Raw genomic sequence first — 18,476 nt, 5'->3', positions numbered from 1 at the left:
TTTCATGACGAAAACGCTTCTCGCCACCGCGGCACTCTCCCTTTTGATGACGATGGCCGCCTCGGCCGAGGAAAAGTCCTTTACCGCAACGCTGAAGGGTCACGCGATCCTGCCGGCGAACACGATCATTGCGGCCCCTTCCGACGCGCCTGAATACCTGAAAACCTCGGGCAAGTTCACCACACCTGACCGCAAGCGCGCAGAAGCGCTCGACACCGTGCCGGGCAAGGACGGCGTTCGCCCGACCGGTCTTTCGCTCCCCTTCGACGGCCAGCCGATGCAGGGCTTTTCCGGCATCAAGGCGATGGAAGACGGCACCTTCTGGAGCCTCTCCGACAATGGCTTCGGCAACAAGCTGAACTCCACCGACGCCATGCTGATGCTGCATCACGTCAAGATGGACTGGGATGGCGGCAAGGTCGAAGCGCTGAAGACCCTGTTCCTCACCGACCCGGACAAGAAGGCACCCTTCCCGATCGTGATGGAAGGTTCTGACAAGCGCTATCTCACCGGGGCGGATTTCGACGTCGAATCGATCCAGCCGGTCGCCGACGGCTTCTGGGTTGGCGAAGAATTCGGACCCTACATCCTCAAGTTCGATCTCGATGGCAAGCTGACGGACGTGATCCCGACCACGGTCGACGGCAAGCCGGTCCTGTCGCCCGACAATCCGACGCTGACGCTGCAGGCCGATCCGTCGAAGAAGACGCCCGCTTTCAACCTGAAGCGCTCCGGCGGCTATGAAGGCATGGCTCTTTCCAAGGATGGCAGCAAGCTTTACGGCCTGCTCGAAGGCCCCCTCTGGACGGACGGCGAAACGGTCGAGCAGGCCGATGGCCGCCCGGCGCTGCGCATCATCGAACTCGATGTCGCGAGCAAGGCCTGGACCGGTCGTAGCTGGCTCTATCCGCTGGCTGAAGGCGGCGAGGCGATCGGCGATTTCAACATGCTCGACGACAAGACCGCGCTGGTGATCGAACGCGACAACGGCGCCGGCACGGTCGACAAGGCCTGCGCCGACCCGAAGGACCCGAAGCCGGACTGCTTCGCCACCGGCTCCAAGGTCAAGCGCATCTACAAGATCGCCTTCGACGACAGCAATGTCGGCAAGGCCGTCCGCAAGATCGGCTACATCGACCTGCTCAAGATCGCCGACCCGGATAACAAGAAGCGCCAGGGCGGCGGCGAAGGCTTCTACGACATGCCCTTCGTCACCATCGAGAACGTCGACCGCGTCGATGAGACCCACATCATCGTCGGCAACGACAACAACCTGCCGTTCTCGGCCGGTCGCGCGCTCGACAAGGCCGACGACAATGAATTCGTGCTGCTCGAAGTCGGCGACTTCCTGAAGGCCGAATAATCAAAAAGGGCGCGCCAGCCAAAGTTGGCGCGCCCTTTCCGCAAGAAACAAGATTTTCCTCAGCCTCAGCTTTCGAAGTGGAAAGCGAGCCTCTTGCCGGTGAGCTTGCCGAGTTGCTGCAGGCGCCCATCCAGCCGCTCGCCGGCAAACTCCGAATAGGCGGCCGGAACGACGATTTCGAGATCCACGTCCGGCTGGGACGACTTGCGGAACGTCAGGTTCTGCGTAATCCCCGGCATCGACGCCGAGAACAGGTAGGCGACACGCAGCAGGCCGCCGAGCAGCTTCGCCAGTTCCAGCAGGCGCGGCGTGGTGATACCGGCCAGCGCGTTCGTGGCGCCGTCATCGTTCAGCCCTTCGAAGCGGTAATAGTTGGCAAGCGCGATATAGGCGCGGCCCGCATGGGTGATACCGGAGAAGGTCGAGTGGGCGATGATGTTCAGCGCCTGCAGGCCGCGATAGTCGGGATGCGCGCGCCAACTGATGTCGGCGAGCAGGCACGCGGCCTGACGGTAGCGGCTTTCCTCTTCCGTCTCCTCGATACCGAAGAACGGCACCATGCGGCCCGTCCAGTCCGCCAGTTCGCGGGCGTGCTCCGGGGAGCGCGCACGCAGGATGGCGATTTCGTTCGCCGCCGTCAGCAGCGGATCCTGGGCGCGTTCCTCGTCCTTCAGCAAGGAGAACAGATAGCCTTCGCGTACACCGAGCGCCGAGAACGATATCCGTTCCGGCTCCATGATCGACAGGGCTTCCTGCATGGCGATCGCCCCGAACGGCAACAGCGTGCGCCGGCTTTTCGAGATCGTCGCATAGGCCGACGGCTTGATGTTCTTCGGCTCGATCACTTCAGGCAGCAGCGCCATCGCCTCGCCGTAGGAAATCTCGTAGCCCTGCATCATGTGCAGCGGATAATCCCGAGTCTCCATGTGCAGCTTGGCAATCGAGCGCCAGGTGCCGCCGACAGCATAGAAGGTGCGGCCTGTACCGGTCTTCAGCACGGCCGAGCTTTTCATGAACTTGCGCACCCAGGTGCGCGCTTTCGTGAGTGAGCCATTGCTGTGTTCGAACAGCCGGATGCCGCCGAGCGGCAGGGTGATACCCTTGCCGATCTTCGTGCCCGAGACGTCGACGAGCTCAAGGGAGCCGCCGCCAAGGTCGCCGACGACGCCATCAGGATCGTGATAGCCGCTGACGATACCCATCGCGGAATAATAGGCCTCCTCCTCGCCAGTGAGGATACGGACCTTATGGCCGAGGATCGCCTCCGCCTTCTCGATGAAGGCCGGGCCGTTGCTTGCCTCGCGTGCTGCCGCCGTGGCGAGCACATACACCGATATGGCACGCGCCTGCTTCGAGAGCGCATGGAAGCGATGCAGCGCCTTGAGCGCACGCTCGACGCTTTCTTCGTCCATGCGTCCGGTAGCGTCGATGCCCTTGCCGAGACCGCACATCACCTTTTCGTTGAACAGCATGGCCGGCGAGCGGCTCAGGCCTTCATAGACGACAAGGCGGATGGAGTTCGAACCGATATCGATAACGGAAACCGGGCGGATGCCGGGCAGACGCCCCTGCGCTTCTGATTCGACCATGCAATTCCAGTTTATTTGTGCCAGCCGCTCTTCCAGCCAGCTATGAGCTTCGGTGCGCTGGACTTCAGGGCTTCACCCCGGCCGGAGAGGCTGGGATTGGTCATGAAATAGTGCTGTGCGTTGAAAGGCTCGGCGTCTTTGCCGACTTCCATCCGGCGAGAGGTGCCATCAGGAAGAATTTCGTAGCTCTGCTGGTTGTCGATGAGATTGCCCAGCATGATCTGCGACAGAACCTGTTCGTGCACAGTCCGGTTGATGAGAGGCACGAGCGTCTCGACCCGCCGATCCAGATTGCGCGGCATCATATCCGCCGAGCCGATATAGACAAGGGCATTTTCCGATGGAAGCCCATGGCCGTTGCCGAAGCAGAATATGCGGGAATGTTCGAGGAAACGGCCGACGATGGACTTGACACGGATGTTGTCGGAGAGCCCAGGGACCTGCGGCCGAAGGCAGCAGATGCCGCGCACCACGAGGTCGATCTCGACGCCGGCGCGGCTCGCCTTGTAGAGCGCGTCGATGATTTCCGGATCGACGAGCGAGTTCATCTTCATCCAGATCGAGGCCGGGCGCCCGGCCTTGGCATGCTCGATCTCTTCGTCGACGTGCTTGAGGATGCGCGGGCGCAACGTGTGCGGCGAAACCGCGAGCTTCATGCCGGCCTCCGGCTCGCCATAGCCGGTGATGAAGTTGAAGATGTTCGCCATGTCGTGGGCGATCACCGGGTTGCAGGTGAAGAACGACAGGTCGGTATAGATCTTCGCCGTCACCGGGTGGTAGTTGCCGGTGCCGAGGTGGCAGTAGGTCCTGAGCTTGCCCTCCTCGCGCCGCACCACCATCGACATCTTGGCGTGGGTCTTGAGTTCGATGAAACCGAAGACGACCTGCACGCCGGCGCGCTCGAGATCGCGCGCCCAGCGGATATTGGCCTCCTCGTCGAAACGGGCCTTGAGCTCGACCAGCGCCGTCACCGACTTGCCGGCTTCGGCCGCATCGATCAGTGCGCGCACGATCGGGCTGTCGTTCGAGGTGCGGTAAAGCGTCTGCTTGATGGCGACCACTTCAGGATCGTGTGCCGCCTGCAACAGGAACTGCACGACGACATCGAAGGATTCATAGGGGTGGTGAACCACCATGTCCTTCTCGCGGATCGCGGCCAGGCAATCGCCGGCATGTTCGCGCACGCGCTCTGGAAAACGCGGATTGTACGGCTCGAAGCGCAGATCGTCGCGTGGAGCCTTGGTAATTTCGGACAAAGTGTTGAGCGCCAGCAGTCCGGGCAGGACCGCGATCCGGTTTTCCGGAACGCCGAGCTCCTGCACCACGAACTGGCGCAGCGACGCCGGCATTTCCGAGTCGGTCTCGATGCGGATCACCGAACCGCGGCGACGGCGCTTCAACGCGGTTTCGAAGAAGCGCACCAGGTCTTCGGCCTCTTCCTCCACTTCGATATCGCTGTCGCGGATGATGCGGAAGGTACCGGAACCCTTGACCTCGTAGCCGGGGAACAGCCGGTCGATGAACTGGCTGACCATATCTTCGAGCGTAATATAGCGGATGACGTTCTTGACATCAGGCAGTCGGATAAAGCGATCGAGCGCGACCGGAAGGCGCAAGAGCGCGGTCATCGGCTCGCGGCCGGTCTTGCTGACGAGCTGCAGGCCCATCGAAAAGCCGAGGTTCGGAATGAACGGGAACGGATGGGCCGGGTCGATCGAGAGCGGCGTCAGCACCGGGAAGATCGACTGGTCGAACTCGTTGGCAAGCCAGCTCCTGTCCTGCGCCGACAGCGACGCCGGGCGTACGATCAGGATGTCTTCCTTGGCGAGATACTGCTGCAGCACCGCAAGCGAGGCCTGCTGCTCCATCTGCAGATTGTCGATTTCCTTGAGGATGTCTTCGAGCTGTTCGACCGGCGTCTTGCCATCGGGCGAGCGCATGGAAAGGCCCTGGCGCACCTGCCCTTCCAGGCCCGCAACGCGCACCATGAAGAACTCGTCGAGGTTGGCAGCGGAGATCGACAGGAAGCGAATCCGCTCCAGCAGCGGATGTGCCGTATTCAGCGTTTCTTCGAGCACGCGACGATTGAACTGCAGCCAGGAGAATTCGCGGTTGATGAAGCGCTGCGGGCTGGTCAGCAGATCGATGTCCTCCACTGCCGCCTGGTTTTCGTTCACCGCCGATACCGCGTTATCCATGCTCATTCGATCCCATTGCTCCGGTTGCACCGGCTATCTCAGTTTGACGACGGTTCTGTGACAGTCAATCGGACCGCCGCTGATTCCCCAGTTCTTCGAGAACTTCGGAAGCAAGTGCCCGGCTGAGCTTCGTGCCGCGCGAGAGCGCCAGATGGTCGATGCGCTCGACGATCGTCTGCGCCGCCTCCAGCGACCGCTCCATGCGCTGAACGATATAGCCCACGAGCCGCTCGTCGACGAAGAGCTGGCGGTCGGCGAAAAGCTTGATCAGCACCTGCGTCAACAAGTCGTCATCCGGCTCGCCGATCTCGACGACGGTCGCCGCCTTCAGGCGCGAGCGCAGATCCGGCAGCGTCACAGGCCAGGACATCGGCCAGAGCCGCGTCGTCATCAGGAGGCCGGTGCCATGTTGGCGCACGTTGTTGATGACGTGGAACAGCGTCGTGTCGTCAAAGCCGCTGCGGTCGGCGTCTTCGAAGAGAACAGGCTTCTCCGCCGCAATCAGCGCGGCATCGGAGCCGGCGAGCGGATGGATCGTTTCAGCCCCTGCCCGCTCTTTCCAGATGCTGGCCAGATGCGATTTTCCGGAGCCGACCGGCCCGGCGATGATGACGACCGGCGACGGCCAGTCGGGCCAATGGTCGACGATGGCGATCGCAGCGCTCAGCCTGTCGGAGACGAGCAGATCCTCACGACCCGTCGCCGGGTCGTGGCCGAAGGCCAGGGGTAGTTGTTCGAATGGGCGTTTTGTCATGCTGTACTCGGGACAATCGTCGGAAATCAGGCGGCCTTGTCGCTCTTCGCCTTCTTTTCCACGGCCTTGCCGTGCCCATGATAGAGGTCGCTATCAAGGTACCGCTGGATGCCGAAGCGGACAAGCACGCCGATGGCCGCCGCTGCCGGCACCGCCACCAGCAGACCGACGAAGCCGAAGAGCGCGCCGAAGGCAAGGAGCGCAAACATCAGCCAGACCGGATGCAGGCCGACACTTTTACCCACCAGCTTCGGCTGGAGGATGTTGCCCTCCATGAACTGGCCGCTGAAGAAAACTGCAAGCACGAGGCCGATCCAAAGATAGTCCGGCCAGAACTGCACCAGGGCGACGCCAACGGCGAGCACGAGGCCGACCATGGATCCGACATAGGGAATGAAGCTGATCATGCCGGCGAAGAGGCCGATCAGCAGGCCGAAATTGAGGCCGACCAGTGACAGGCCGATACCGTAATAAAGGCCAAGGATGACGCAGAGCGAGCCCTGCCCGCGGACGAAGCCGGCGATCGTCGTGTTCATGTCGCGGGCGATCTGGCGCACATCCGAGACGTAGTCGCGCGGAACCCAGCTGTCGACCTTCTCCACCATCCGGTCCCAGTCGAGCAGAATATAGAAGGCGACGACGGGGGTAACGACGAGCAGCGAGATGACGTCAAGCAACGCCACGCCGGAGTTCCAGATCTGCTGGAAGAGCGTACCGACGAATGCCGCCCCCTGCTCCAGCAGCTTGCCGGAACTCTGCTTGAGCGACGGCATCTGGCTCGCCAGCCAATCGGGGATCAGCCGCGTCTGCGCTTCGTTGACCAGCACTTGCAGCTTGGCGGCGTAGCCGGGGATATTCGCGATGAAATCGGCCGCCTGGCTGACGACCACAGGAATGATGACCATGAGCGCCAGCACGAAGACCACAACGAAGCCGATCAGGATGACGACCGTCGCCATCAACCGGCTGAGGCCCAGCCGCTCGAGACGGTCGGCGACCGGATCGAGGAAATAGGCAAGCGCCATGCCTGCAAGGAACGGCAGCAGGATCGAGCTGAAAACCATGAGGAAGGCAATGAAGGCGGCAAGCACCAGCAGCCAGAAAATAACCTGGCGCTGCAATCCGGAACCGCTGACCTTGATATCCATGACACTCCCTTTAGATCGCGATGATTTTAGGTCGGATCGACCTGAAATCATAACCGTGGTCGCTTCTCACAAGCGAGAGCCGGATGCGGGCGGAAAACCGCACACCCTTTTGCCCATCCCGCTCTGGCGCGCCGCATGCGCCGATCGCGTATCACAACCCTTTAAAGGAGATAGGGGGCGGCGCGGGCGCCGGTCAAGTCCAACCGGGCGAGGCCGCACGGTTTGGAGCCATGCTGCTTCGCTTCTATCGTGGGATATGGGCAAAATGTTGAAAAAACGCCGCCAATCCGTGGTCTCGGCTTGCACTCCCTTGCCTGCCGTGCCAATCGCATCCGCAAAATACCTGTCGCACGACGAGCCTTGGAGAACGAGCATGAGCCAGTCGGGAAAGAACGGCCTCACCTATAGCGACGCGGGCGTGGACATCGACGCCGGCAACCTGATGGTCGAGAAGATCAAGCCACATGTGCGCTCGACTAGGCGTCCGGGTGCCGACGGCGAGATCGGCGGCTTCGGCGGTCTCTTCGACCTGAAGGCGGCAGGCTTCACCGACCCGGTTCTGGTCGCGGCCAATGACGGCGTCGGCACCAAGCTCAAGATCGCCATCGACGCCAACAAGCACGACACCGTCGGCATCGATCTCGTCGCCATGTGCGTCAACGACCTGGTGGTTCAGGGCGCCGAGCCGCTGTTCTTCCTCGACTATTTCGCGACCGGCAAACTCGATCCGGACCAGGGTGCCGCAATCGTCGCCGGCATTGCCAGCGGCTGCCGCGAAGCGGGCTGTGCGCTGATCGGCGGCGAGACGGCCGAAATGCCGGGCATGTATTCGGGCGGCGACTATGATCTCGCAGGCTTTGCCGTCGGCGCTGCCGAACGCGGCCAACTGCTTCCCGCCGGCGACATCGGCGAAGGCGACGTCATCCTCGGCCTCGCATCGTCGGGCGTTCACTCCAACGGCTATTCGCTGGTACGCAAGATCGTCGCGCTCTCGGGCCTCGCCTGGGACGCGCCGGCACCCTTCGGCGAAGGCACGCTCGCCGATCTCCTGATGACGCCGACGCGCATCTATGTGAAGCCGCTCTTGAAGGCGATCCGCGAGACCGGCGCGATCAAGGCGCTCGCCCACATCACCGGCGGCGGCTTCCCCGAGAACATTCCGCGCGTGCTGCCGAAGCATCTCGCCGCCGAGATCGATCTCGATGCGATCCAGGCGCCGAAGGTGTTCTCGTGGCTTGCACAGACCGGCGGCGTTGCTGCCAATGAAATGCTGCGCACCTTCAACTGCGGCGTCGGCATGATCGTCGTCGTTCCGGCCGACAGGGCTGCGGAGATCGCCTCTGTGCTGACCGGCGAAGGCGAGACCGTCTTCACCCTCGGCCGGATGGTCGCGCGCGACGAAGGTGCTGCCGGCACGATCTACAAGGGCACCCTCGCCCTATGACGACTGAGGTCTCGACGGGCAAGAAGCGGGTCGTCGTCTTCATTTCGGGCGGCGGCTCCAACATGCTGGCGCTCGCGAAGGCTGCTGCCGAGCCGGGCTTCCCGGCCGAAATCGTTGCGGTCATCGCCGACAAGGCGGATGCCGGCGGCCTCGTCAAGGCGGCAGCACTCGGCATTGCCACACGTAGTTTCCTGCGCAAGGATTTCGACAGCAAAGACGCCCACGAGGCGGCAATCCTTGCCGAACTCGACCGCCTGTCGCCCGACATCATCTGCCTGGCCGGTTACATGCGACTGCTTTCGGCAACCTTCATCCAGCGCCATCAAGGGCGGATCCTCAACATCCACCCCTCGCTGCTGCCGCTCTTCCCCGGCTTGCACACCCATCAGCGGGCGATCGACGCCGGCATGAAGGTCGCCGGCTGCACGGTGCACTTCGTGACCGAAGGCATGGACGAAGGCCCGATCCTCGCGCAGGCAGTGGTGCCGGTTCTCCCCGGCGATACGTCGGATAGCCTTGCAGCGCGGGTGCTGACCGTCGAGCACCGCACCTATCCGATGGCGCTCCGGCTGATGGCCGAGGGCAAGGTGCGCATGGAAGGCGGCCGCGCCGTGAGCCAGAGTGCTGCCGAAGCGAACGCCACGCTGATCTCGCCTGCCGCCTGATTAGAGCACCCCGCTTTCAGTGAAATTACTAGAAGCGGAAGCTGGACCAATTCATCACTTCGCCGACGCCAGCCTGCGGTCGAGTGCGTCGAGCACGCGCCTTGTCAGTGCTGGATAGTCCTCGTCGAAGTGGTGGCCACCGTCGATGCCGATGACGTCAACGCCGGTGCCCTTCAATTCAGGGCAGGCATCATCCTCTTCGTCGGTGCCGTAGATGCATTGCACGAGCGCTGGATCGATGCGCTTGATGTCGTCGAGCGGATCGCCGCCCTTGCCATCGCCTTCCGCACCCAGCCAGCCGAGCACCGAGACCTTGTAATCGACCATGTGCGACAGCGCCATCAGCGTCACCTGGCGCACATGCGCCTTTTCGCCTGATGGCAACAGATTGAAGGTTCGCGGCAAGACGTCGGCACCGAAGGAATAGCCGATCAGGAGCACATTGCGGACGTTCCAATGCTTGCGATAGTAGCTCATCACCTTGGCGAGGTCGTCCGCGGTCGCCTGGGGATCGCGCTCGGACCAGAAGTAATGCAGGGAATCGAAGCCGACGACGGGAACGCCCTGTTGCTGGAGGACGTCCCCGACCTCCTTGTCGATGTCGCGCCAGCCGCCGTCACCCGAATAGATCACCGCCATCGTATCGCGCGTCGGCTTGGCGTCGAGAACGGTCAGCGGCAGACCGAATGGGTTGCCGGCGTCGCTCTCGCTGTCGATGATATCCGAGAGGTGGTCGGACAATGCCGTGAAGGCGTCATCGTCGCTGTCTTCCTGATCGACATCCGGATGCTTGGCGATGAGCGCGGCCACATGCGAACGACCATCCGCGGAGGCTGCCGGCGAGAAGACGACAGAGACCGGGTCCGGCAAGGCGCCGTCGGTCAAGCCATAGACCATGCGGTCGCCTTTCTTCACCTTATCGGCCGGCGTGCAGAGCTGCTTCTTGAGCGCGATCCCCTCTTCCGGGTCGACCGCCAGCGTCTGGCCGATCGTGGCCGGAGGTGTCTGGGCGGCAATCGCGAGCGCCATGGCGCCACCGGCGCCGACGCCGGCGACGATGGGCAGCTGGTAGGTGTCGCTGCCGATGGCGCGCTGTACCTGCTGGCTGAGCGATTCGATATCGGCGACCATGTAGATGCAATCGCCGTCGTCCTTGGCGAGCGACGCGAGATAAGCCTTGAGGTCGATACCGATGACGACGGTCTTGTCACCGGTGAGCGTATCGGCGACCGCCTGCTCCTTGTCCATCCAGCCGGAAGCATCCGAAAGCAGCACGACCAGTGCGGTCGCCTTTTCCTTGGGCAGCATGATGTGCGGCGACGGGATCATCCCGGTATCGTAGCTCTTCGGCGCGTCTTCCGCGGCAGCAGGAAGAATGGAAGCCGAAAGCAGCAGCGCCGCCGAGGTGAGGCATTTCCAGGCGTTCGCGACACGGATCATTTCTTCACCACTCCCTTGAGACCGCCGCCGATCAGGAATGTCGCATCCATCAAGGCGAGGATCGGATTGATGCCGCCGCTGGCGACAAGATAGCGCGGTTGCCACTGTGGATGAAACTTCGACTTGAAGGCGCGCAGACCCTTGAAATTGTAGAAGCGCTCGCCGTGCTCGAAGAAGGTGCGGCCGGCTCTGTCCCACACCGGCGCGATCTGACGCGTCGACATGCCGGAAAGCGGCGCCATGCCGAGATTGAAGGCGCGAAAGCCTTCCGCCTTCAGATATTCCATCACCTGGGCGAAGAGGAAATCCATGGCACCTTTCGGCGCGTCCGGCGAGAAACGCATCAGATCGACGGTGCCCTCCTCCTTCGTCCCGGTCACGAGGAGGTTGGCGAAAGCGACAATGCGTCCGTTGCATGTAAGGATCGCAACCGGCTGCTCGGTCAGATAGTCCGGATCGAAGGCGCCGAGCGAGAAGCCCTTTTCCTTGGCGTTGTGATGGGCGAGCCAGGCATCGGAAACAGCCGTCAGGTCGGCCATGATTTCAGGAACGTCCGCCGGCGGTACGACCTGGAACTCCAGCCCGTCGCGCTGGGCGCGGCTGACCTGCTGGCGCAGGTTTGCCCACTTGCCGCCCTTCATCTCGAAACGGGCGAGATCGACGCGCGCCAGTTCACCAAGCCGGAAGGCGCGCAGCCCCGCATCGGCATAGTAGGAGAGCCCTTCGGGCGAAACCTGGTAGAAGACCGCCCGGCAGCCGGCGGCGCGCGCCTTCTCGATGAAATGCCAGATCAGTTCCGGCCAGGCGTCGATCGGGCCGACCGGATCGAAGAGCGCGATCCAGGAACGGGCCCGCTGGCCGTACATGATGAAGGCCCGCTGGTCGGCCGAGAACAGGATGCTCTTGTCGCCCATGCGCACCAGATTGGCGTCGGACATGTTCTGCGCCTCGACGATTGCCAAGGCCCGCTCCATCGCATTGTCCGAGGCGGGCTCCGCCGCCCCGGTTGCCGGGCGCATCAGGCTCCAGATGGAAAGCATGCTGGCGCCGATGGTGACGCCCAGAAGCGCCCGCAGCCCACGCGGCGCCTCGGCGGAGAACTCGAACTGCCACCAGAGCTCGTGGCTGTATTCGACATCGCGGTAGACGAAGAGCAGGACGACCAGTCCGCCGAGGCAGATGACCCCAAGCGCCGTCAGCCACGGTATGGTGAGCGCCTGGCCGAAGAGAGATGCCGGCCGAACGAACAGGCGTCGGCTGACGAGCAGCCCCAGGAGGAAGAAGGCGAGCATGCCCGCTTCCACCACCGCGATCGCCTTGATCAGCGACAGCAGGAGTGCGGCGATCGCAATCACGATCGACGCCCACCAGGCACCATCCAGGCGCAGCGCCAGGCCGCGGGAGACGACGACGAGCGCAAGGCCGAGCAGGCTTGCGAGGAAATGGGCACCCTCGACGATCGGCAGGGGCAGCAGGCTTTCAAGAAAGGCCAGATTTTCGTCCGGCGTCGGCGTCACGCTCGAAAGCACCAGCATGATCGCGAGCACGATGCCGAGCGTCGCCAGCAGCAGCGGCGTCATCCGGCCGCCAACGCGCCGCACACTTGAGGCAACCGGATGGCCGGAGAGCTGGCGAAGCTCGATGCCGATAACGACGGCAATCGCAATCACCAGCGGCAGCACGTGATAGATGACGCGATAGAGGACCAGTGCGCCGAGAATGGTATCGACATCGGTATTGTGGCCGAGCGTCGCGATGATGATCGTCTCGAAGACCCCGAGACCGGCCGGAACGTGGCTGAGGACACCGACGCCGACGGCGAGCGAGTAGACGGCGAGGAAAGCCGGCCAGCCGATGGTGCCGGCCGGCAGGAGCACATAGAGGACGGTCGCCGAAGCGGCGAGATCGAGTGCCGTCACCAGGAACTGGCGCGAGACCGTGCGCGAATCCGGCAGCCGCAATGTCAGGCGTCCGAGGCTGACCTCGCGGCCGTCGCGCGCAAGGAAGAACACGGTGAACAAGCCGCCGAGGATGACGACGGCGATCAGGCGCAGGAGCAGCGGATCGAGCCCGGTCATCGGCGCCACATATTCGCCGACCGCAAGCAGGCTGAGGCAGGTTACCGTCAGAAGGCCGAGCCCGAAGGCAAGCGTCACGAAGGCAATGATCCGGCCAATGTTTTCCGGCTCGATGCCGAGGCGGGAATAGGACCGGTAGCGGATCGCGCCACCGCTCAAGGCGCCGAAACCCGCGGTATTGCCGACCGCATAGGCGCAAGCGGCCGTCAGCGCCACATCCGCATAGGGCAATTTGCGCCGGACATAATCGAGCGCGCCGACGTCATAGAAGGTCAGCGCCAGGAAGCTCAGCGCCGTGAAGAACACCGCCGCCGCAAGCGACGCCCAGGGCGTATCTGCCAAGGCTTGGACGACTTCATCGTACTGAACTTCGGATGTCAGGTGAAAGATCGCAAAGCCGAAGAGAGCGATCACAAATAGCGTACCGGCGGCCGAAAGATAACGACGGTTGCGGCGCAGGAAGGAAATCCAGCCCCCCTCCGCCTGCTGCTCGTCGTCAGTTGCGCTTTCCGAAAGGGAGGATGTCATGGGGCGCCCATGTCAATGATGAGAACATCAGCGCTTTAGCTTACCCGATACCGATCAAAAAGTGAAATATCCGTAATAAATTATCTTCTTATAAAACAATGATTTAGCTAGCGAGTTCGTTGCGGTTGAGCCTTGCCCATTGCAGAAGCATGATCGTCTTGGCGTCGCAAATCTCGCCGGTGGCGATCATGGCGAAGGCCTGATCAAGCGGTATTTCGAGAACTTCGATGTCCTCCCCCTCATGCGCAAGCCCGCCGCCATCCCCACGCTTTTCCGTGACGTCGATGTGGCCGACGAAAAAGCTCGTGCGTTCGGTGAGCGCGCCTGGGCTCATATAGGCATCGAAAAGATGGGTGGCGCCTTCGACATGGTAGCCGGTCTCTTCCAATGCCTCGCGGGTGATCGCAACTTCCGGGGTGTCGTCGTCCAGCAACCCGGCCACCGCTTCGATCATATAGGCCTGGTCCCCCTGCAAGAGCACGGGAACGCGCAACTGCCGCACGAGCACCACGCATTGCCGTTTGCTGTCGACGAGCAGGATGGTCGCGGCACTGCCATGATCGTGAACCTCGCGCTTCAAGGTCGCGGTCACGCCGTTCGACATGTCCTGTTCGAGCGTCACTTCCTCAAGATGGATGAACCCGTCCCAAAGCGTGCGGCGACCGATAATCCTGACGCGCGGATCGTGATGTGTGCTCATGCAAGGTCCTTCAAGGTGGCAATATTCCGGCAGCGCCGGTGATCAGTGAACGTGTTCCGTTGCCGCGCGGTCTTCGCGCTCCATCTGCAAGGTCGTGTGGTGCAGGTCGAACTCTTCGCGCAGCCGCTCTTCGATCGCCCGGCGCACCGTTTCGCCATCGGCGCCCTCGGCGAGCACCGCATGGGCGGTCAGCGACGGCTGGCTTTGGGTGATTGCCCAGAGGTGAAGGTCATGCACCGAGGCGACACCAGGCACGGCGGCGATCGTCGCATGGACATCGGCGAGCCGCATGCCCGGCGGCACACCCTCGAGCAGGATATTGATGCACTCCTTCAGCAGCACCCAGGTGCGCGGGAAGACCATGAAGCCGATACCGACGGCGAGCAGGGAGTCCACCCATTGCCAGCCGGTGAACCAGATGACCGCGGCACCGACGATGACGGCGAGCGAGCCGAGCATATCCGACCAGACCTCGAGATAGGCGCCCTTGACGTTGAGGCTTTCATCCTTGTGGCTGGTCAGGAGCCGCATCGAGGCGAGATTGACGAGCAGGCCGATGACGGCGATCACCAGCATCCCGCCCGACTGGATTTCCTGCGGCTCCGACAGGCGCTTCCAGGCTTCGTAGAGAATGTAGAAGGCAACGGCGAGCAAGAGCAGCGCGTTGAAGGCGGCCGCCAGGATTTCGAACCGCGCATAACCATAGGTGCGCAGCAGGTCGGACGGGCGCCGGCCCACATGGATGGCGACGAGCGCGATCGCAAGGGCCGCCGTATCGGTCAACATGTGCATGGCGTCGGAGATCAACGCCAGGCTGCCGGTCAGTACCCCGCCGACGACCTCCGCCAGCATGAAGCCGCCGGTCAGGCCAAGCGACGCCCAGAGCCTCGAAACCGGCGTGCTGCTGACATCTGCATGGTGGTGGTCGCCGCTCATGGAGGATTCCGTCTGCCGTTGAACAACCTGATTTAGCGGGCCATCCTGACCCAGACCCGGTTGTCGTGGAAGGCGGCACCGCCATAGGGCGCCACCGCATCGGCACCGGTCAGCACGTTGATCCCTTCCCCGTCGAGATGGGCGCCGTTCGGCCAGAGCCCCTCGGCGATCACAACGCCGCGACGCGTTCCCCCACCGATCTTCGCATGCAAGCGGATCTCACCACGCGCGTTGCCGAGCTGAACGATATCGCCATCGGCGATGCCGAGCGCCTCAGCATCCTCTGCATGGAGCATCACTTCCGGGCGCACTTCCTTCTGGATCGAGGACGGCGTCTCGGCAAAGGTCGAATTGAGGAAGGAACGGGCCGGCGAGGTCGCGAGGCGGAAGGGATGTTCGGCGTCCGCAACCTCGATCAGGTCGACATGGTCAGGAAACTCCGGTAGCGCTGCATGCGGCCCCTGAATGCCCATGGACTTCGGCGGCCGGTTCGCCGCCGGCGTTCCCGTCCAGTCCGGCTTGAAGCGGAACTTGCCGTCGGGATGGCCGAATCCTCTAAGGTAGTGCGCGTCTTCGAATGCCGGTTGGCAGTCCAGCCACTTCTCTTGTCTCATCTCCTCATAACCGATGCCGTAATTGGCAAGCAGCCGGTCGATATGCTGGCGCTCCGTCAGGCCGAAGCCGGCATGTTCGGCAACGCCCAGGCGCTTGGCCAGTTCCTCGATGACGAAGAGGTTGGTGCGCACGGTCGACGGCGGCTCCACCACCTTCGGACCGATCAGTATGTGCTGATGACCGCCGCCACGATAGAGATCGTCATGTTCGAGGAACATGGTGGCCGGCAGCACGATATCGGCAACGGCCGCCGTATCGGTCATGAACTGCTCATGCACGGCGACGAAGAGATCATCGCGCAGGAAGCCACGCTTCACCAGCCGCTGTTCCGGCGCGACGTTCACCGGATTGGTGTTCTGAATGAGCATCGCCGTCACGGGGCCGCGATGGCGAAGCGCCTCGGCGTCACCGGTGAGCACCCGGCCGATCTGCGACTGGTCGAGCATGCGGACATCCGGATCGTGAAAGGCCGAGCCGAGCAGTTCGCGTTTGTCGAGCTTGAAGATGTCGTTGTTGGAGTGGAAGGCGCCGCCGCCCTCGTGCTTCCAGGAACCGAGAACCGTCGCCACGGACGCTGCGGCATGAATGGCGACCGAGCCGTTGCGCTGGCGGGTAAAGCCGTAGCCGAGCCGGAAATAGGTGCGCGGCGTCGTGCCGACGAGTTTGGCGAATGCTTCGATTTCGTCGACAGCAAGCCCGGTGATGGCGGATGCCCATTCAGGCCCACGCGACTTGAGATGCGCTTCAAGTCCCGCCGGATCGTCGGCGAACTCCGCCATGTAGGCCCGATCGGCATAGCCGTCGCGAAAGGCGATGTGCATGACGGCGCAGGCAAGGGCTGCATCGGTGCCGGGCTTCAGCACCAGGCCCATATCCGCCTGTTTGACCGTCGGGTTGTCGTAGATGTCGATGACGACGATCTTTGCGCCGCGATCCTTGCGGGCCATGACCGCGTGCGTCATCACATTGACCTGGGTCGCGACCGCGTTCGTCCCCCAGATCACCACGCAATCGGCCTTGGCCATCTCGCGCGGATCGGGTCCGCGCAAGGCGCCGGTCGCCATGGCGAAGCCGGTCCAAGCCATGTTGGTGCAGATCGAGCCGAAGAAACCGGAATAGCGCTTGGCGTGGCGTAGCCGCTCGATGGAATCGCGCTGCACCTGGCCCATGGTCCCGGCGTAGAAATAGGGCCAGACAGCTTCCGCGCCATGCTTTTGCTCGGCGCGGATGAACTGGTCGGCGATCTCGTCGAGCGCCGCCTCCCAGCTCACGTCCTGCCAGTTCCCCTCGCCCTTGTCGCCCTTGCGCCGCTGCGGCACCATGAGACGGCCGGGATGGTAGATGCGCTCGGAATAGCGCGCCACCTTGGCGCAGATCACACCGGCGGTGTAGGTGTTAGCGGAAGCGCCGCGCACCCGGCCGATCCGCCCTTCAGCAGTCAGGTCCACTTCCAGCGCGCAAGCGGAGGGACAGTCGTGCGGACAGACCGAATGGCCGATCGATTTTTCTGCTTTGATGGGGGTCGCAACGTTCATAGCTTTTCTATATGGCATCGACAAACGGGCTCAAAGAGCCAATCGTTCACCCATCGAAACAATTGATCGGGGCCATCGGCGGCGCTCATGAACTATCGGCACATCTACCACGCGGGCAATTTCGCCGACGTGCTGAAGCACGCGGTGCTGGCGCGGCTCGTCACCTATCTTCAGCAGAAGGAGAAGGCGTTTCGCGTGCTCGACACCCATGCCGGCATCGGGCTTTACGACCTCTCCAGCGAAGAAGCGCAGAAGACCGGGGAATGGCGCGACGGCATCGGTCGGCTTCTCGAGGGCGATTTGCCCACAGAAATCGCTGCCATCCTCGCCCCCTACCTGGAGTCCGTCCGCACGCTTAATCCCGGCGCCGAGCTGACGCTCTATCCCGGCTCGCCGAAGCTCGCCCGCATGCTCTTCCGTCCGCAGGACCGGCTGTCTGCCATGGAGCTGCACCCGGACGACTACGAAACCCTGCATCGACTGTTCGACGGCGACTTCCAGAGCCGGATCACCGAACTCGACGGCTGGCTGGCGCTCGGCGCGCATCTGCCGCCGAAAGAGAAGCGTGGACTGATCCTCGTCGATCCGCCCTTCGAAAAGGAAGGCGAATACGAGCGCCTCGCCGATGGCCTGGCGCGCGCCTACCGGCGCTTTGCCGGCGGCACCTATTGCCTCTGGTATCCTTTGAAGCAGGGCGCGCCGATCAAGGCTTTCCACGAAGCACTGAAGGCGCTCGAAATTCCGAAGATGCTCTGCGCCGAACTGTCGGTCCGCAGTGACCGCGAAACCACCGGCCTTTCGGGCTCCGGCCTCATCATCGTCAACCCACCCTTCACGCTGAAGGGCGAACTCGATCTGCTGCTGCCGTTCCTGAAAACACGGCTGGCGCAGGATCGCTTCGCCTCCGCCCGCTGCTTCTGGCTGCGCGGAGAAGAACAGGCGAGCCGAGGGGCTTGACGGACGGGCGCGACGCACCGCAATCTCCTGTGACGACATAGGGAGACGCCCATGACTCGCACGCTCGCCGCCAAGCTTCTCATTTCGCTTTCCCTCGCCGGCGCGGCAGCGCCAAGTGCATCGGCTGCCGACTATATCGGCAGCGGCCAAGCGCAATCTTACGACGCCGGGGTTTGCAGCGAAGCCTCCGTGCTCGGCTTCATCACCTCGCGCTTCGAATACCGCGACGCGAACTACCTGCACGCCAATCTCTCGATCACCGAAATCCGCAACACGGGCCAGAGCCGGCAGGAGCTTCGCGACGAGACGCATCTGGTCGAGCGTGAGTATTGCCGCGCCACCGCTGTGATGACCGACGGTTATCAGCGCTCGCTGTTTTATGTCATCGAACGTCCCTGGGGCTTTGCCGGTGTCGGCCGCAGCATCGAGTTCTGCGTCGGCGGGCTTGATCCCTGGTATGTTTACGGCGCCTACTGCGCGTCGCTTCAATAAACATGGCTCCACTCCGAACTTTGCGCCGGCTTCT

14 protein-coding genes are annotated in these 18,476 nt (G+C 63.0%); 5 read left to right on the top strand and 9 right to left on the bottom strand.

The window, feature by feature from the left end; genetic code table 11:
* Positions 1 to 4: 4 nt before the first annotated feature.
* Positions 5 to 1,363 carry an esterase-like activity of phytase family protein gene (locus V7S54_RS18400; protein ID WP_065374651.1) on the top strand — a complete coding sequence of 453 codons (1,359 nt, stop codon included), beginning with the start codon at positions 5 to 7 and terminating at the stop codon, positions 1,361 to 1,363.
* 65 nt (positions 1,364 to 1,428) lie between these two features.
* Here the strand turns inward: V7S54_RS18400 and ppx are convergent, their stop codons facing one another.
* From ppx to V7S54_RS18380, 4 genes are all read right to left on the bottom strand, one after another.
* Positions 1,429 to 2,952, bottom strand: coding sequence for an exopolyphosphatase (gene ppx / locus V7S54_RS18395; RefSeq protein WP_065374524.1), 1,524 nt, complete (start codon positions 2,950 to 2,952; stop codon positions 1,429 to 1,431).
* Positions 2,953 to 2,963: 11 nt separating this feature from the next.
* Complete coding sequence (locus tag V7S54_RS18390) at positions 2,964 to 5,150, bottom strand: RNA degradosome polyphosphate kinase (RefSeq protein ID WP_065374650.1); 2,187 nt, start codon at positions 5,148 to 5,150, stop codon at positions 2,964 to 2,966.
* A 64-nt stretch (positions 5,151 to 5,214) separates the two neighbouring features.
* The gene (gene hdaA, locus V7S54_RS18385) at positions 5,215 to 5,904 is read right to left on the bottom strand and encodes a DnaA regulatory inactivator HdaA (protein WP_065374523.1); all 690 of its coding nucleotides are present in this window, start codon (positions 5,902 to 5,904) and stop codon (positions 5,215 to 5,217) included.
* A 26-nt stretch (positions 5,905 to 5,930) separates the two neighbouring features.
* Positions 5,931 to 7,052, bottom strand: coding sequence for an AI-2E family transporter (locus V7S54_RS18380; protein WP_065374522.1), 1,122 nt, complete (start codon positions 7,050 to 7,052; stop codon positions 5,931 to 5,933).
* Between the two features lie 373 nt (positions 7,053 to 7,425).
* Between V7S54_RS18380 and purM the strand changes: the two genes are divergently transcribed.
* Positions 7,426 to 8,496: a phosphoribosylformylglycinamidine cyclo-ligase gene (gene purM, locus V7S54_RS18375; RefSeq protein WP_065374521.1), complete on the top strand. Its 1,071-nt coding sequence runs from the start codon at positions 7,426 to 7,428 to the stop codon at positions 8,494 to 8,496.
* Positions 8,493 to 9,161 (top strand): phosphoribosylglycinamide formyltransferase, encoded by a 669-nt coding sequence (gene purN, locus V7S54_RS18370; RefSeq protein WP_065374520.1) that lies wholly within the window; start codon positions 8,493 to 8,495, stop codon positions 9,159 to 9,161. Before purM ends, purN begins: the two co-directional genes overlap by 4 nt.
* A 54-nt stretch (positions 9,162 to 9,215) precedes the next feature.
* Here the strand turns inward: purN and V7S54_RS18365 are convergent, their stop codons facing one another.
* The 5 genes from V7S54_RS18365 to V7S54_RS18345 all read right to left on the bottom strand — a co-directional run bounded on the left by V7S54_RS18365 (position 9,216) and on the right by V7S54_RS18345 (position 17,011).
* Positions 9,216 to 10,601: a virulence factor family protein gene (locus V7S54_RS18365; RefSeq protein ID WP_065374519.1), complete on the bottom strand. Its 1,386-nt coding sequence runs from the start codon at positions 10,599 to 10,601 to the stop codon at positions 9,216 to 9,218.
* Positions 10,598 to 13,207: a bifunctional lysylphosphatidylglycerol flippase/synthetase MprF gene (mprF, locus tag V7S54_RS18360; RefSeq protein WP_065374518.1), complete on the bottom strand. Its 2,610-nt coding sequence runs from the start codon at positions 13,205 to 13,207 to the stop codon at positions 10,598 to 10,600. The genes V7S54_RS18365 and mprF overlap by 4 nt, the downstream gene beginning before the upstream one ends.
* A 103-nt stretch (positions 13,208 to 13,310) precedes the next feature.
* Positions 13,311 to 13,907 (bottom strand): NUDIX domain-containing protein, encoded by a 597-nt coding sequence (locus V7S54_RS18355; protein ID WP_065374517.1) that lies wholly within the window; start codon positions 13,905 to 13,907, stop codon positions 13,311 to 13,313.
* Positions 13,908 to 13,949: 42 nt separating this feature from the next.
* Positions 13,950 to 14,843: a cation diffusion facilitator family transporter gene (locus V7S54_RS18350; protein ID WP_065374516.1), complete on the bottom strand. Its 894-nt coding sequence runs from the start codon at positions 14,841 to 14,843 to the stop codon at positions 13,950 to 13,952.
* A 32-nt stretch (positions 14,844 to 14,875) separates the two neighbouring features.
* Positions 14,876 to 17,011, bottom strand: a complete 2,136-nt coding sequence (locus V7S54_RS18345) for a molybdopterin-containing oxidoreductase family protein (RefSeq protein WP_065374515.1) — start codon at positions 17,009 to 17,011, stop codon at positions 14,876 to 14,878.
* Positions 17,012 to 17,080: 69 nt separating this feature from the next.
* On the opposite strand from V7S54_RS18345, the gene V7S54_RS18340 reads away from it, so the two are divergent.
* Positions 17,081 to 17,950 carry a 23S rRNA (adenine(2030)-N(6))-methyltransferase RlmJ gene (locus tag V7S54_RS18340; RefSeq protein WP_065374514.1) on the top strand — a complete coding sequence of 290 codons (870 nt, stop codon included), beginning with the start codon at positions 17,081 to 17,083 and terminating at the stop codon, positions 17,948 to 17,950.
* Positions 17,951 to 18,001: 51 nt separating this feature from the next.
* Positions 18,002 to 18,442 (top strand): hypothetical protein, encoded by a 441-nt coding sequence (locus V7S54_RS18335; RefSeq protein ID WP_065374513.1) that lies wholly within the window; start codon positions 18,002 to 18,004, stop codon positions 18,440 to 18,442.
* The last annotated feature ends 34 nt before the right edge of the window (positions 18,443 to 18,476 follow it).

The sequence above is a fragment of the Ensifer sp. CCNWLY38 genome, assembly GCF_037120565.1.
GTDB classification, from domain to species: domain Bacteria; phylum Pseudomonadota; class Alphaproteobacteria; order Rhizobiales; family Rhizobiaceae; genus Ensifer; species Ensifer adhaerens_H.
Note: the sequence above shows the minus strand (reverse complement) of the source record. Positions and strands in the feature narration are given on the sequence as shown.